This window comes from Cytobacillus gottheilii, assembly GCF_900166665.1.
Taxonomy (GTDB): Bacteria; Bacillota; Bacilli; order Bacillales; family Cytobacillaceae; genus Cytobacillus; species Cytobacillus gottheilii_A.
Map to the genome: position 1 here is coordinate 1,546,486 of NZ_LT800494.1, position 14,613 is coordinate 1,561,098.

The 14,613-nt window shown below is 39.4% G+C and carries 17 protein-coding genes, 1 pseudogene and 1 riboswitch; of the genes and pseudogenes, 13 read left to right on the top strand and 5 right to left on the bottom strand.

The annotated features are described in order from the left end of the window. A partial coding sequence (locus tag B7E07_RS07525; RefSeq protein ID WP_080845122.1) for an MBL fold metallo-hydrolase occupies positions 1–552 on the top strand: 552 nt, incomplete at its 5' end. A gap of 166 nt (positions 553–718) precedes the next feature. Here the strand turns inward: B7E07_RS07525 and B7E07_RS07530 are convergent. Together B7E07_RS07530 and B7E07_RS07535 are read right to left on the bottom strand one after the other, a co-directional pair. Continuing rightward, on the bottom strand, positions 719–964 hold the full coding sequence (locus B7E07_RS07530) for a DUF2626 domain-containing protein (RefSeq protein ID WP_066443663.1): 246 nt from the start codon (positions 962–964) through the stop codon (positions 719–721). A gap of 82 nt (positions 965–1,046) precedes the next feature. Next, positions 1,047–1,748, bottom strand: coding sequence for a helix-turn-helix transcriptional regulator (locus B7E07_RS07535; protein ID WP_080845123.1), 702 nt, complete (start codon positions 1,746–1,748; stop codon positions 1,047–1,049). A 204-nt stretch (positions 1,749–1,952) separates the two neighbouring features. Between B7E07_RS07535 and comGA the strand changes: the two genes are divergently transcribed. From comGA to B7E07_RS07570, 8 genes are all read left to right on the top strand, one after another. Continuing rightward, positions 1,953–3,020: a competence type IV pilus ATPase ComGA gene (comGA, locus tag B7E07_RS07540; RefSeq protein WP_080845126.1), complete on the top strand. Its 1,068-nt coding sequence runs from the start codon at positions 1,953–1,955 to the stop codon at positions 3,018–3,020. Next, on the top strand, positions 3,010–4,041 hold the full coding sequence (gene comGB, locus B7E07_RS07545; RefSeq protein ID WP_080845129.1) for a competence type IV pilus assembly protein ComGB: 1,032 nt from the start codon (positions 3,010–3,012) through the stop codon (positions 4,039–4,041). The genes comGA and comGB overlap by 11 nt, the downstream gene beginning before the upstream one ends. Continuing rightward, positions 4,041–4,364, top strand: a complete 324-nt coding sequence (comGC, locus tag B7E07_RS07550) for a competence type IV pilus major pilin ComGC (protein WP_080845133.1) — start codon at positions 4,041–4,043, stop codon at positions 4,362–4,364. Before comGB ends, comGC begins: the two co-directional genes overlap by 1 nt. Continuing rightward, a complete protein-coding gene (comGD, locus tag B7E07_RS07555) occupies positions 4,361–4,801 on the top strand; it encodes a competence type IV pilus minor pilin ComGD (protein ID WP_080845136.1) in 441 nt (146 codons plus the stop codon). The genes comGC and comGD overlap by 4 nt, the downstream gene beginning before the upstream one ends. Continuing rightward, complete coding sequence (locus tag B7E07_RS23260) at positions 4,785–5,123, top strand: hypothetical protein (RefSeq protein ID WP_139785586.1); 339 nt, start codon at positions 4,785–4,787, stop codon at positions 5,121–5,123. The genes comGD and B7E07_RS23260 overlap by 17 nt, the downstream gene beginning before the upstream one ends. Beyond that, complete coding sequence (gene comGF / locus B7E07_RS07560; RefSeq protein WP_176215129.1) at positions 5,116–5,517, top strand: competence type IV pilus minor pilin ComGF; 402 nt, start codon at positions 5,116–5,118, stop codon at positions 5,515–5,517. Before B7E07_RS23260 ends, comGF begins: the two co-directional genes overlap by 8 nt. A 4-nt stretch (positions 5,518–5,521) precedes the next feature. After that, entirely contained in the window at positions 5,522–5,902 is a 381-nt protein-coding gene (gene comGG / locus B7E07_RS07565; RefSeq protein WP_176215130.1) for a competence type IV pilus minor pilin ComGG, read from the top strand. A 116-nt stretch (positions 5,903–6,018) separates the two neighbouring features. Beyond that, positions 6,019–6,204: a YqzE family protein gene (locus tag B7E07_RS07570; protein WP_080845145.1), complete on the top strand. Its 186-nt coding sequence runs from the start codon at positions 6,019–6,021 to the stop codon at positions 6,202–6,204. Positions 6,205–6,277: 73 nt separating this feature from the next. Here the strand turns inward: B7E07_RS07570 and B7E07_RS07575 are convergent, their stop codons facing one another. Continuing rightward, positions 6,278–7,081, bottom strand: coding sequence for a YqhG family protein (locus B7E07_RS07575; RefSeq protein ID WP_080845147.1), 804 nt, complete (start codon positions 7,079–7,081; stop codon positions 6,278–6,280). Then, positions 7,068–8,744, bottom strand: a complete 1,677-nt coding sequence (locus B7E07_RS07580; protein ID WP_080845152.1) for a DEAD/DEAH box helicase — start codon at positions 8,742–8,744, stop codon at positions 7,068–7,070. Before B7E07_RS07580 ends, B7E07_RS07575 begins: the two co-directional genes overlap by 14 nt. A gap of 427 nt (positions 8,745–9,171) precedes the next feature. Next, positions 9,172–9,264: riboswitch (glycine riboswitch) on the top strand. Between the two features lie 189 nt (positions 9,265–9,453). On the opposite strand from B7E07_RS07580, the gene gcvT reads away from it, so the two are divergent. From gcvT to gcvPB, 3 genes are read left to right on the top strand one after another with little or no spacing between them, the layout of a single operon-like run. Further along, complete coding sequence (gene gcvT, locus B7E07_RS07585) at positions 9,454–10,557, top strand: glycine cleavage system aminomethyltransferase GcvT (protein WP_080845155.1); 1,104 nt, start codon at positions 9,454–9,456, stop codon at positions 10,555–10,557. 15 nt (positions 10,558–10,572) lie between these two features. Beyond that, entirely contained in the window at positions 10,573–11,919 is a 1,347-nt protein-coding gene (gene gcvPA / locus B7E07_RS07590; protein WP_080845158.1) for an aminomethyl-transferring glycine dehydrogenase subunit GcvPA, read from the top strand. Beyond that, positions 11,912–13,372, top strand: coding sequence for an aminomethyl-transferring glycine dehydrogenase subunit GcvPB (gcvPB, locus tag B7E07_RS07595; RefSeq protein WP_080845161.1), 1,461 nt, complete (start codon positions 11,912–11,914; stop codon positions 13,370–13,372). The genes gcvPA and gcvPB overlap by 8 nt, the downstream gene beginning before the upstream one ends. A gap of 330 nt (positions 13,373–13,702) precedes the next feature. Here the strand turns inward: gcvPB and B7E07_RS07600 are convergent, their stop codons facing one another. Further along, positions 13,703–14,140, bottom strand: coding sequence for a cell wall hydrolase (locus B7E07_RS07600; protein WP_080845163.1), 438 nt, complete (start codon positions 14,138–14,140; stop codon positions 13,703–13,705). A 241-nt stretch (positions 14,141–14,381) separates the two neighbouring features. Between B7E07_RS07600 and B7E07_RS23560 the strand changes: the two are divergent. Further along, positions 14,382–14,613, top strand: a pseudogene (locus B7E07_RS23560) (YdcF family protein); the annotation flags it as partial.

The window sequence follows — 14,613 nt, forward strand, 5'->3', positions numbered from 1 at the left end:
GATCCAGGCGGAGAAGCTGAAAAGCTTATTAGCTTTTTGAATGAAAAAAAATACCAGCCAACCGCCATATTACTTACACATGCTCATTTTGATCATATTGGTGCACTTGATGAGATTCGTGAGCATTTTGGGATTCCTGTTTATTTACACGAACAAGAAGCCAGCTGGCTCCTTGATCCATCTTTAAATGGCTCGCAATTTTTTCAAATTGGCTCATTAATGAGAATGAAGCCAGCAGACCATTTCCTTACAAATGAGGATCAGATGAAAATTGGTGATTTTCAGTTTCAATTAATTGAAACACCTGGCCATTCACCAGGCAGTGTGACCTTTTATTTTGCAGAGTCAGCAATCGCTGTTTCTGGAGATGCACTTTTTCAAGGCAGCATTGGACGAACGGACTTGCCAGGCGGAAATCATGCTCAGCTGATCAAAAGCATTCATGATAAGCTTTTGACACTGCCTGAAGAAACACTTATCCTTTCTGGCCATGGTCCAGTAACTACTATAGGAGAAGAAATGGATTCCAACCCATTTTTGAACGGGTTTTAATTCGTTTTAACACAAATAAAAAAACGATGACATAATCATCGTTTTTTTATTTGTGCTTTTTTGAGAGCAGAAGCTAGAACAAAAGCAATAACGCACATTAATTAGATTGTTAAGTCGCTTATAAGTGCAGGTTGAGAGTGTATTGCTTTGCACTAGTGCATTTTGATTAATGCCCGCCTGACCCCGGGATCATCATAAATGTTGACCAGTACGTAAACCCAACGAAAAACACGGTTAAATAAGCTCCAAAAACATAAATATACATACGTTCGGAAAGCTTTAAGTAGCTTAAAAGCAGGAAAAATCCTGTTTGACCGAAAAAGATCAAGGACGTAGTATACATGTCGCCTACATAAAACATAATCGCAAATATGCCAGTCCAGAACCCCAGTACTCTGTACATACGATCCATATGTATCCCTCCTTTAAAACGCATACAATTGCATACGTTATTATTATAAGGTAATTGTTAGATAAAAGTAAATAACATGTTATCAGTTTGTCACTAGTGACTGATAAGAGCAGAAATCACAGCCTTTAAGCATATTGGATTTTTCTTTCAGTTCCATATTTGGAAATACGGAAGAGAACATTCCGTTTAGGAACTCATAATGCATGTGGCATACAGACTCAGGATGATTTGCGGCAATCTCCTTAAACGGACAATTATAGATTTGAAAGTAAACAGACGTTTCGTCCTCATTTACTTCGAACTCAGGATGGAAACCTGCTAGGTCCGCTGCATTTTTAATGATATTTAGCTTCTGATCAAAGCTTGATAATGCCATGCTATGCTGCGGACGCTGATTTTCCTGTTCCATAAGGCGCTGGCCGAATTTTTTGCCTGTTGCGTATAAGGCAGCTTTTCCGGCTTCGCCTAGAGATAGTAAGGTTTCAAGCGCAATTTCTGAAAGCAGCTTGTAATCTCTAAAAGGGAATTGAAGCTGAATGACTTCATCTGACAAGCGATATAGTCTGCTTGGGCGTCCGCCTTTTCCAGTTTTCTTTGTTTCCGATATAATCATATTTACATCTTCTAGCTTTGATAAATGAAGTCTTGCTACATTCGGATGGATTGAAAAATGGTCGGCAATTTCCTGGACTGTGACATCGCGATGCTTCTCAGTGATATATTGATATATATAATAGCGGGTTGGATCAGATAATACATTCGTGATCTTTAATGTTTGTTCCACTAGAATTCACCTCGTACTGTGTATTTATTCCATTATAATACAGCCATATGAAGTAAACACTGTTTTCACCATAAGTTTAGAAAATGTTCACATCTTCACGATCTTTGGTGAATGTGGAAAAAAAACTAAGAAAAAAGAAGGGAATAGCAGAAAACTGTCGAATCTTATTTACTAACCTAATAAAGAAGGTGGTGTTAACTAGCAGTGAGCAATATCGAAAAGCTCGCAGAAAGCATTATCCGTGATGCTGTCGATAAACAGGCGACAGATATTCACATTGTTCCCCGCAAGAACGATACATTGATTCAGTTCCGCTTAGCAAGTAGACTTATCCCAATTTTTCAATTGCCTAGAGAAGATTGCGATCGACTCATTTCCCATTTTAAATTCACTGCATCGATGGATATAGGTGAAAAGAGACGTCCGCAAAACGGCTCCAGCTCCTACACGATGAATGGTTCTCAGATTGGCTTGCGCTTTTCCACTCTTCCTTCCCGCTTTTCAGAAAGCCTTGTCATCCGCATACTACCCGAACATCAGCACATACCTTCCTATCACATTTCATTATTCCCTGATACAACAAGAAAAATGCTTGCACTATTGAAACATGCTCATGGACTGATTATTTTAACAGGACCAACTGGGAGCGGTAAAACTACTACCCTGTACTCTCTTCTAAATGAAACCTCACATATTTACAATCGAAATGTAATTACTCTGGAAGATCCAATTGAAAAAGAGAATGAGCAAGTGATGCAGGTGCAGGTGAATGAGAAAGCGGGTGTTACGTATGCAACCGGCCTAAAGGCAATATTGCGGCATGACCCAGATATTATTATGGTCGGAGAAATCCGAGACGCTGAAACTGCACAAATCGCAGTGCGTGCCTCTTTAACCGGACATCTAGTTCTAACAACAATGCATACGAGGGATGCGAAGGGAGCGATTGTGAGGCTGCAAGAGTTTGGCGTCAGTATGTTAGAAATTCAGCAAACACTTATTGCAGTGACAGCACAGAGGCTCGTGGAATTGAATTGCCCCTATTGCGGAGGTGAATGTTCTCCTTTTTGCTTAAGTTACGGACAGTTAAAGCGTGCCACTGTTTTTGAATTGTTAACAGGCAGAGCATTGCAGAGTGTCATCAGCAGCTTAAACGAGGGAGCTAAGGCAGTTCAATATGCAACGCTCAAGCATTATATCCGTAAAGGAATTGCTCTTGGATTTGTAAAGCCTTCTGAGTACGAACGGTGGGTGATGGAAGATGCACCATAATAAATGGAGCCTGCAGGAGCAGGGGCTATTTTTAAAATGGATCGGTGACCTGCTAAATAGAGGTTATCCATTATCAGAAGCTATTGAGTCTGTCATTCTGCACTTGCCCCCACAAAAAAGGGGTGCTATGGAGATATGCTTAACCGATTTGCGGGAAGGCTACACCTTTTATAATGCACTTGCAAAACTGAATTTTAATGAGGATGTCATTGGCTATGTTTATTTTGCGGAACAGCATGGCGGACTGGCAGATGCATTTGATGATGGAAGTGAGATGATTCTAAAGCGGGATGAAAATTGGAAAAAACTCAAAAAACTGTTAATGTACCCGGTCTTTTTGATTTTGTTTACATTTGTTTTATTTTTGTTCGTTGTCAAAATACTACTGCCTAAATTTTCTTCATTGTTCCTCTCCTTGGATCTGGAAGCTAACTTCTTTACAAAAATTGTTTACTTTTTTGAACATTTCTTTCCGGTATTCGTAAGTATGATCATCCTCTTGGCTATTGTGCTTCTCTCTTTTTATTTCTTTAGCTTTAAACGATTTACACACATAAAGCAAAAAACAATCGTCTCCTCTGTTCCGATCCTCGGTGTCTTCTTTAAACTATTTTATTCCCATTATTTTTCGGTACAGCTGCATTATTTGCTTCAGGCGGGATTATCTGTATTTGAAGCCTTGCAGCTATTTGAAAAAAATGAAAAACAGCCTCTTTACCAGGAACTGGGTTCTGAATTACAAAGCGGTTTATTAAAAGGAGAAGCACTCGAGCATTTAATTCAAAACTATCTCATTTTTGACATTGAGCTCTCAAGAATTATTGCACATGGACAAAAAAACGGAAAGCTTGCAGAGGAGCTAGTCTTCTTTAGCCAGCACTGTATGGAGAGATTTGAAGAGAAGGTAGAAAAAATGATTAAAAGAATTCAGCCGATGATTTATTCCTTTATTGGTGTTCTGCTCGTATCCATGTATTTGGCCGTGTTATTACCCATGTTTCATTTAATGGAGGGATTATAATGTTAAAAAATCAACGTGGTTTTACTTTAATAGAAATGATGATCGTTTTGCTGGTCATTTCCGTCCTGCTGATCATTACGGTACCAAATGTAACTCAGCATAATTCAAAAATTAACTCAAAAGGCTGTGAAGCATTTATTCAGATGGTGCAAGCCCAAGTTCAAGCATATGAAATGGATCACAAAGAGTTGCCGGCAAGTGTCCAGGATCTTGCTGATAAAGGGTATATGAATGAAAATCAGCTTACATGTCAAAACGGCGACGAAATTGTAATCTCAGCAGAAGGGAAAGTTAAATCAGCTTCAGCTTCACCATCATCATGAAGCTGAATACAGAGCGTGGATTTACTTTAATTGAATCTTTAATCGTATTTTCCATTGTCTTAGTCATCCTGACAGCATCATTAATTAAAATCAGCCCAATGACAAACGCACTCCTGGAGAAGCGGTTCTTTTCCCAGTTCCAATCTGACCTCCTTTTTGCTCAAAACTACGCTATGTCCCACCAGCAGCAAATTCGCGTGTCTATTCAGCCTGAAAAACATATGTATTATGTAATAAAAAACGGTGGAGAATTTCTGTTTAAAAGGCAATATGCCAATGATATTTCCATTCAAGAAGGTAGTATGGATTTATATTTTTCCTTTTTGTCTGATGGCAATGTCAATCAATTCGGTAATTTTTATATTTTTCTCAAAGAAAAGGAATTCAAAATGACCTTTTTAATTGGAAGAGGACGTTATTATGTTACGGAAATGTGAGGGTTTTATTTTAACAGATTTGTTTCTGTCACTTTCAGCTCTTGTGATTATTGGAGCTCTTTTGATGCCGTATTTGATTCGCGTTTATGAGCAAAAACAATCGGTTCAGAGAGATCATGAAGCGGTCAAACTATTGTATGAACAATTAATGGAAAGCGAGGCGATTATGACAGCTCCCCGTTCGGATAGCTTCTTAAAGAATGGAGAGGAGTATAAACTTTTGATTGATCAGGGGCAGGTGTGTGTACGTTATGAAAATGGCAGCAGAGGTGTCAAACAAGTGTGCGAACGATTCGAACGAACGAGGTTTTACGATGATTGATACGTTGTTGGCGTTTACTATTTTTCTGCTCATCATGAGTCTAATTCCGCTAACGATTAATCATATCATTCAAGGTTCAGAGACAGATAAAACCATTGAAAGAATGAAGTGGAATATTTTCGTACAACAGTTAAAAAAAGAAGTGAGATTATCTGACAGGGTGAATATTGAAAACGGTAAATTGATCGTAAGCAAGAATCAGCAGCAGATTATCTACGAGAAGTACGGAAGCAATATTAGAAGGAGAGTGGATGGAACAGGTCATGAAATTGTCCTGCAGAATGTTGATAGAATAGAATATGAGGAACGCATAAATACAGTTTTAGTCGTTATGACAGATCTGCAGGAAGAAACACATACCTCTCTCATTACACCATTTATCAATGGAGATTAAACACATGATCAAAAATGAGAATGGTTTTACGTATCCGCTTACTACAGCAATATTGCTGTTAATTACGTTTCTGTTAACTTTGCAGCTAGAGCTTTATTTAAACGAAAAAAGAATCCTTGCTGAAGAAAGCGCTCTTTTAGAGCAAGAATATTATTTTTACACTTCCTTACATCAAGTGGAAGAACGACTGCAAACAGAAGAACTGGCCACCAATGGGATTTTTACTTTTCAGAATGGACATGTTGCATATCATACAGAAAAAATGAGCGTCAATCAGGTAAAAGTAACCTATAAATTGTATTTAAAAAAGGAGTATGAACTTACAGCCTATAGTTATTATGATGAAGAAATGCAGAGTATGACGAAGTGGATTGAACCGAATTAGCCACTATTTCCCGGGAAAAAGGGTAGAGCTGTTTAGAAAGGCGGGGCATGGATATACTTGATAATAAATAGGCACCAGCCATATTTAATACTCTTCAAAACAAAGCGGGTGTAAGCATGAAATCAAATGACTATGTTAAGTTTATGACAGAAACCTTTGTTAAGTATATGGACCAGCCAAAAGATGAACGCAAGAAGTACCGCCAGCAAAAGAAGATCGAAAAAGAGCCTTTTCTATTTCGCTGGTTCGGTGTTATTCCATATGTTTTTTATTATGGGTTTAGAACAAAAAGAAAAAATTAGGCTTGAGAATAACATTTAAAAAAGCAAGAATGCCAATTATTGCATTCTTGCTTTTTATTTTCTAAATTATAGGTCATGAGACAGCGGAATCTGTCAAATAAAATAGTCCGCCATTTACCATTGAAATTGAAATTTTTGGTTCATATTGTTCCTGCAGGGCTTTTTTTTCAATGTCATAGCTTTCGGCTTTTTCATCTTCTGTCTCTTCTTCATAAAAATGTTCTAGCAGTTTAAGATCATTGGCCCACCGTTCCCTCGCTTTTTCAGCCCAAGTATGGTCTTCTTGAAGAATGCTGTTTTGCAAGAAACCTGCAACTCTTGTAATACCGCTTTTCGGCATGATAATGGGCGAAAGGGTGAAAGAATAGTCTGGGATTTTCGGTGTTAATTCCATCGTTAGCAGCTGATCATGAAAATTTTCAATCATTTGGCCATTAATAAGCTGAAGTCCAATGGATTTAAAGATATCTTTTTTTCGGTCACATTGATAGGAGATGCGGACGTTCATGCCTAGCCATGGACGAAGCGGTATTTGGGTCCCATTTTGATGCCGGTGGTTTTCATAAAGTCGGATATAGCCTGCTAGGTTTCTGGCTGATTGGAAAATTTGATGCAGGCGAGGTGAGCCAAAATGAATGACCTCACCTTGCATATTTTCGGGTGCCAGCATCTTATTTGTGATTAATGTAAGCTGCATTGGATTCGGAATACCGCCTGTTTTTTCAAGATAATGCCAATAGAATGGCCTGTTCATTAATTCTTTATCGAGCTCAATCGTCAGCTGTACTCTTAAAAAGCCAGGACCTTGCTCAATTATGTCACATTCATTTGCCTGAAAGTATTTGACGAGAAAGCTGTGGATTTCATGTTGCTGCATGTATATTCCCTTCTTTCATCTCTTCTGCGAATTGAATCATGCTTGTAAGATTATCCATTTTAATCTTCATTTCACCTTCAGATGAAGATTTTCCGAAGATATCAAGCAGGTGATCTTCAATATTGCCAAACTCAAGCTTTGTCAGTATATCGTCCAGTTCGCCGACAACCTTTTCAAACAGGTGTATTTTTTCGTGAAGGAGCTTCAGAATATGTTCTTCTACCGTTTCTTTAATGGCAAAATTATAGATCATAACATCCTTTTCCTGACCAAGGCGATGAACACGTCCGATCCGCTGCTCAAGACGCATAGGATTCCATGGCAGATCAAAGTTGATCATATGATTACAGAATTGAAGGTTAATTCCTTCTCCGCCAGCTTCTGTTGCAATAAGGACTTGTGCATGCTTCTGAAAAAGCTCTCGCATCCAATCCTTTTTGCCGCGTTTAAAACCGCCTCTAAATGGAACAGAAGTAATGCCATGTTGCTTTAAGTACCATTGAAGGAATAACTGAGTTGATCGATATTCCGTAAAGATAATTACTTTATCATCAATTTTTTGGATCAATTCAAGTGCTTTTTCTGCTTTTGAATTTTTATCAACCGCTTCAACCATCCCAATCAATTTTTGGATTTTGCCTTGAAATTGAGCAGATGGAGCTTCTTGTTTCGTCAGCATGTTGCGCAATGTGTAATAGACAGCCTCTCTGCTGCTGCATGCCTCTCGCTGAAGGGTCATGACAGAGAACTGGCTGGATGACACCGTTTCATCTGAACGAATAGCCGACACGGCATCATATAATGCTCTCTCTTTTTCTGAAAACTCAATAGGGATCGTTTCGACATGTCTTTTTGTCCATTCAATGCCAGTATCTGCTCTGCGATTGCGGATCATGACTTTATTTACGAGTTCTTTTAAATGATCATCATCATCCAAGGATCGTGCATCCTTTTTGTACTTTTCATAAAAGGCTGTTTCATTTCCTAAATGGCCGGGCTTTAGGAGAGAAACCAAATTGAAAATTTCGCTAACCCTATTTTGGATGGGTGTAGCCGTCAGCAATAAACAAAATTTCTTTTTTAAACTCTGTACAAATTCATAGTTCTTTGTTTTATTATTTTTCAGTTTATGAGCTTCATCGATTATGATGAGATCATAGTCAAGATGATTAATAATTTCTCGATGCGGATTACGTTTGGCTGTATCAATAGAAGAAACAACGACATCGCATTGCTCCCATACATAGCTTTTTTTCTGGGCAACGGCAGGTATGAAGAACTTACTATTCAGCTCAATTGCCCATTGTGATACAAGCGATGCTGGAACAAGAATCAATACTTTTTTGACTAGTCCACGGATCATATATTCTTTTAAAATCAATCCTGCTTCAATGGTTTTCCCTAAGCCTACCTCATCAGCTAGGATCGCTTTTCCATTCATATTTTCAACAACTTGCTTGGCCACTTCCAGCTGGTGGGGAAGCGGAGTCAAATTTGGAAGATGATCTGGTGCCTGTAAGCCTTCAAATTCTGGGATGGTTGTATGGTTCTCCACTTCTACTGCTAGTTTGTAAAGTTCCCAATTTCCCCATGGTCCATCATGATCGATTCTTTTGAATAATTCATCTTGCCAGGATGTATCAAATTCAATATGTACGGTCATATATATTATTCTCTCCTTTCAGATAAAACATAGATGCAGATCATAAATGTATGAATGGTATTTACGAATATTTTTCTTGTATAAAATAAAAATGTTCGTATTTTGGTATAATTATTTGTTTGAATCACTAAATTTCTTTATCAAATTTAGAGATTACGGATGATTTTCAGATTACAACTGATAAAATTGTTGCTCAATCTGCATGAAGGTGTTAGGATGTAAATAGCTTTGAAAGTTTTGAAATTTGTCACATTATAAACATGACTGACTTATTTTAAAAAATAGAATAAAGACTGATCTATAGTACTTTAGAAACTGCAGTGTGCTGCTTTAAATTCTAATGCTATAGGCAAACAATCTTGTTCCAGTAAAAAGAATTTTTGCTTTTCTATCAGTATGACCATCTTGGAAAATTTTTATAATGCGAATGATAGTAAGGGGAGAGACTGCTGTTTAAGCAGCGCCGAAGGAGCAAGCATACACATGTGAATCTCTCAGGCAAAAGAACTCTTACTTGACGCATCTCTGGAGAGAGCCCATTAAAGGGCCACCCAAGGGGACAGCCATGAACATATGGTAAACTTTCAGGTGAAAGGACAGAGATCTTCTCAAGTATTTGAGGGGATTTTCTGTCCTTTTTTGCTGCTTTTGGCTGTTCCGAATATTATATTTTCTGAGTTTTGAATTTTAATTAGAGGAGGACAAGTAAATGTCACAATTAAACCGCACGCCCCTTTATGATGTGTATAAGGAATATGGTGCGAAAACAATTGATTTTGGAGGCTGGGATCTTCCTGTCCAGTTTTCCAGCATTAAAGAAGAGCATGAAGCAGTAAGAACGAAAGCTGGTCTATTTGATGTTTCTCATATGGGAGAGATTGAAGTGAAAGGGCCAGACAGCCTCAGCTATCTTCAAAAAATGATGACAAATGATGTTTCCCGCCTGAAAAACGCTGGTGCCTTATATACAGCGATGTGCTACGAAAACGGTGGAACAGTTGACGATTTGCTTGTTTACAAACTAGAAAATGAACATTATTTGCTGGTAGTCAATGCGGCAAATATTGATAAAGACTACCATTGGCTAAAGGAACATGAAGAAGGAAATGTAGAAATTATTAACTTATCTGAGCAATACGCACAGCTGGCGCTGCAGGGACCACTTGCAGAAAAAGTGTTGCAGAAACTGACAAGTGATGATTTATCTGCGATCGGATTTTTTAAATTTCAAGAGAATGTAGACGTAAATGGAAAGATGGCTCTCGTTTCACGTACCGGCTATACAGGTGAAGACGGATTTGAGATCTATTGCAAAACAGAAGATGCTAAAGCTATTTGGCAAGATATTTTAGAGGCAGGGAAGGAAGATGGCGTTTTGCCATGCGGACTAGGCTGCCGGGATACATTGCGTTTTGAGGCCAATCTAGCACTTTATGGGCAAGAGCTCTCCGCAGATATTACACCGCTTGAGGCAGGTATTGGTTTTGCAGTTAAACTAAATAAAGAAGCTGACTTTATTGGAAAATCTGCATTGCAGAATCAAAAAGAAAGCGGCATTCCGCGCAAGCTTGTTGGAGTTGAAATGATTGACAGAGGTATTCCACGCCATGGATATCCTGTTTATAAAGGGGAAGAAAAGATCGGTGAAGTGACAACTGGTACACAATCTCCGACCTTAAAGAAAAATATTGGCTTAGCTTTATTGAACTCAGAACATGCTGTACTAGATGAAGAAGTGGAAGTGGAAATCCGCGGAAAACGTGTAAAAGCACAGATTGCAGCTACACCTTTTTATAAAAGAGAGAAGAAATAATAGGGGGTCAAATCAATGAAACATCGCTACTTACCGATGACAGAGTCTGATAAAAATGCCATGCTTGAAGCGATCGGTGTTCAATCTGTTGATGAATTATTCAGTGATATTCCAGAACGTGTTCGCTTTAAAGGTGAATATAATATTAAGCCTGCAAAACCGGAAACAGCACTAATGAAAGAATTAACATTGCTTGCCCAAAAGAATGCCGACTTAAAAACTCATTCTAGTTTCCTCGGTGCTGGTGTTTACGATCACTATATGCCAGTCATTGTTGATCATGTATTATCCAGATCCGAATTTTATACAGCTTACACACCGTATCAGCCTGAAATATCACAAGGTGAACTGCAAGCTATTTTTGAATTCCAGACAATGATCTGTGAATTAACTGGCATGGATGTTGCCAACTCTTCTATGTATGACGGAGGAACAGCTCTAGCAGAGGCCGCTATGCTTTCAACTGGGCAAACCCGCCGCAAAAAGGTGCTCGTTTCAAGTGCCGTGCATCCTGAATCCAAGGAAGTTGTTAAAGCATATGCAAAAGGCCAGTATGTTGAAGTAATTGAAATTCCTCATAAAGATGGTGTAACGGATCTTGAGGCATTAAGAGGTATGATGAATGAAGAAATCGCTGCAGTTGTTGTGCAATATCCGAACTTCTTTGGCCGAATTGAGCCGATGAAAGAGCTTGAGGAGATCATTCATGAGCATAAAGCGATGTTTGTTGTTTCCAGCAACCCGCTTGCACTTGGTGCATTAAAGCCGCCTGGTGCCTTTGGCGCGGACATTGTCGCAGGAGATGCACAAGTATTTGGCATTCCTTCAGCTTTTGGCGGACCTCATTGCGGATATTTTGCTGTCAGCAGCAAATTAATGCGGAAGGTGCCCGGGCGTTTAGTGGGGCAGACGGTGGATGAAGAAGGCCGCCGCGGCTTTGTTTTAACATTACAGGCTCGTGAGCAGCATATCCGTCGCGATAAAGCTACATCAAATATTTGCTCCAATCAGGCATTAAATGCACTGGCAGCATCAGTTGCCATGACGGCGCTTGGGAAAAAAGGTGTAAAAGAGATGGCTGCAGCAAACATGCAGAAGGCTTTTTATGCAAAAAATCAATTCAAAAAAGCCGGATTTGAGATTGCTTTCGAAGGACCTTCTTTTAATGAATTTGTGGTAAAGCTAAATAAACCGGTCAAAGAAGCAAATGTTGAGCTCTTGAAAAAAGGAATTATTGGCGGATACGATCTGCATCGTGACTATTCAGAGCTGTCTAACCATATGCTTGTTGCTGTTACAGAATTAAGAACGAAAGAAGAGATTGATACTTTTGTACAAGAATTGGGGGATTATCATGCATAAGGAAGATCAGCCGCTTATTTTTGAACTAACAAAGCCAGGACGTATAGGCTACAGCTTGCCGGAAATGGATATACCTGAGGTTGATATGAGCGAAATGCTGCCGGAAGAATATTTACGCGTGGAAGAAGCTGATCTTCCGGAAGTATCTGAGCTTGATATTATGCGCCACTATACAGCATTATCAAAACGAAATCATGGTGTCGATTCAGGTTTTTATCCGCTTGGTTCTTGTACAATGAAATACAACCCGAAAATCAATGAAAATGTTGCTCGCTTTAATGGCTTTGCACATGTTCATCCGCTTCAGGACGAAAGCTCTGTTCAAGGTGCAATGGAATTAATGTATGATTTGCAGGAGCACTTAAAGGAAATTACAGGGATGGATGAAGTAACATTGCAGCCTGCAGCCGGCGCTCATGGTGAATGGACTGGGTTAATGATGATCCGTGCTTACCATGAAGCAAATGGTGATACAAATCGCACAAAAGTGATCGTGCCAGACTCAGCTCACGGAACAAACCCTGCATCTGCAACCGTTGCTGGCTTTGAAACAGTTACTGTTAAATCGAATGAACATGGATTAGTGGATTTGGAAGATTTAAAGCGTGTGGTGGGAGATGACACAGCGGCTCTCATGCTGACAAATCCGAATACCCTTGGATTATTTGAAGAAAATATCCTTGAAATGGCTGAAATCATTCATGGTGCCGGCGGAAAGCTATACTATGATGGAGCCAATTTAAATGCTGTTCTTTCCAAAGCTCGACCTGGCGATATGGGCTTCGATGTTGTCCATTTGAATTTGCATAAGACATTCACAGGTCCTCACGGCGGCGGAGGCCCCGGATCTGGTCCGGTTGGCGTCAAAGCAGATCTGATTCGGTATTTACCAAAACCAGTACTTGTGAAAAAAGATGATGTATTCACATTTGATTACGATAGACCGGACTCAATTGGCCGTGTAAAACCATACTACGGCAACTTTGGCATTAATGTACGTGCCTATACGTATATTCGCACAATGGGCCCTGATGGTCTAAAAGCTGTTACAGAATATGCAGTACTGAATGCTAACTACATGATGAGAAGATTATCTTCAGCTTATGACCTGCCATTTGACAGACATTGTAAGCATGAATTTGTCTTAAGCGGAAAAAGACAGAAAAAGCTTGGTGTGCGTACTCTTGATATTGCTAAACGCCTGCTTGATTTTGGCTATCACCCGCCAACAATCTACTTCCCGCTTAATGTGGAAGAGTGTATTATGATTGAGCCTACTGAAACAGAGTCTAAGGAAACGCTCGACAGCTTCATTGATGCGATGCTGCAAATTGCAAGAGAAGCAGAGGAGAATCCAGAAATCGTGCAGGAGGCTCCGCACACAACCGTAATCGGCCGTTTAGATGAAACTTTGGCAGCAAGAAAGCCAGTATTGAAATATGTAAAACAATAATAAAAATAGAAGGCCGGGACATAAGTATTTCACACACTCATAGAACCGAATGATTAGGGAGTCATCTTCTAATCATTCGGTTTTTTTATGAATATAAAATAACTGAGTGAAATGGAGCGGAGGACCCTCGACTCCTGTGGGCAATAGAGGAAAAGGTGAGACCCCGCAGGAGCTTGCTCCGAGGAGGCTCAGCTTCCTCCCCACGGAAAGCGAGGGTCCGCAGCGCAATGGAACGGCCTTGCTTAATTACCCAAACCAAGATAGTGAATATTCATGTTTGAGAAATATTAATTTCTTTTTGTCCCAGCCTCTTTACTTCTTTATGAACAATTATCTATAAGCACTTTCACATGTGTTAGCCTGAGGTTCATAATAGCAATGCTGTTTATATTGTCCCGCGAATGGCTGACCATACCAAGTAGGAGGACATGGGGCATACGGATTAAAGTACCACAGAGAATATTTAGACGGATGCTGGCGCCAATTTTTCAATACTTTTCGTGCCAGCTCTCTCTCAACCTCCCTAGCCGGGTTATAAAATAAATTTCCTTTTTGCACTGCTTCAAAAGAATAGTTGCCGCCCTGAATTTGAAAAATGACATCCCGAATTGATCTTACTTCCCTAAAATCCAAACAATCAGCAGCAGCTCGATTGACAATAACATTTCCAACCATGAGCATTCCCAGCTGCCCTTCACCCTCGGCTTCTGCTCTCATCATCCTTGCTATTAAATCAATGTCCTTGCTGGTATACCTTACTCTTGTCACGGCGATCACCTCTAAAATATTGTATGAAAAAACCTTTGATACATGTTAGCTTTTCATAATTTTTCTTCTTTGAATTCCTGTTGCAACAAGCTGTTTAGTGAATTTCTAGGATGTTTTATCTACACTATAAAATCAACTTTTGAGTTTATGAGACACACTTCAAGAAAGAATGGATACAAGAAGGAATTCCCATTTATATTGTTGAAGTTATTTTTGTAAATGAATAAAGAAGAGGTGGCACATGTATATATCACAATTAGAAGCAGGAAAGCTGACAGATCTCCAGATGTCCAAATTATTATTTTCAGATATTGAAGATGATCGTAAACCTGGAGATTGTATTTTTGTAGCTGGAAGCAGCAGGGCAATTCAATACCGGTTGCCAAAAGCTGTTGATTTATATCATGACGGCAGAGCAGCTAAAATGATCTTCACAGGGGGAGTGAAGTGGCATGGAAGCAGTGATCCGGAGG

What these genes read in the sequence shown, in the direction of transcription:
- B7E07_RS07530 (WP_066443663.1), bottom strand. Translation starts at nt 964, where the DNA reads ATGGATCGTATGTACAGAGTACTGGGGTTCTGGACTGGCATATTTGCG.
- comGB (WP_080845129.1), top strand. Translation starts at nt 3,010, where the DNA reads ATGCACCATAATAAATGGAGCCTGCAGGAGCAGGGGCTATTTTTAAAA.
- comGC (WP_080845133.1), top strand. Translation starts at nt 4,041, where the DNA reads ATGTTAAAAAATCAACGTGGTTTTACTTTAATAGAAATGATGATCGTT.
- comGD (WP_080845136.1), top strand. Translation starts at nt 4,361, where the DNA reads ATGAAGCTGAATACAGAGCGTGGATTTACTTTAATTGAATCTTTAATC.
- B7E07_RS23260 (WP_139785586.1), top strand. Translation starts at nt 4,785, where the DNA reads ATGTTACGGAAATGTGAGGGTTTTATTTTAACAGATTTGTTTCTGTCA.
- comGF (WP_176215129.1), top strand. Translation starts at nt 5,116, where the DNA reads ATGATTGATACGTTGTTGGCGTTTACTATTTTTCTGCTCATCATGAGT.
- comGG (WP_176215130.1), top strand. Translation starts at nt 5,522, where the DNA reads ATGATCAAAAATGAGAATGGTTTTACGTATCCGCTTACTACAGCAATA.
- B7E07_RS07570 (WP_080845145.1), top strand. Translation starts at nt 6,019, where the DNA reads ATGAAATCAAATGACTATGTTAAGTTTATGACAGAAACCTTTGTTAAG.
- B7E07_RS07575 (WP_080845147.1), bottom strand. Translation starts at nt 7,081, where the DNA reads ATGCAGCAACATGAAATCCACAGCTTTCTCGTCAAATACTTTCAGGCA.
- B7E07_RS07580 (WP_080845152.1), bottom strand. Translation starts at nt 8,744, where the DNA reads ATGACCGTACATATTGAATTTGATACATCCTGGCAAGATGAATTATTC.
- gcvT (WP_080845155.1), top strand. Translation starts at nt 9,454, where the DNA reads ATGTCACAATTAAACCGCACGCCCCTTTATGATGTGTATAAGGAATAT.
- gcvPA (WP_080845158.1), top strand. Translation starts at nt 10,573, where the DNA reads ATGAAACATCGCTACTTACCGATGACAGAGTCTGATAAAAATGCCATG.
- gcvPB (WP_080845161.1), top strand. Translation starts at nt 11,912, where the DNA reads ATGCATAAGGAAGATCAGCCGCTTATTTTTGAACTAACAAAGCCAGGA.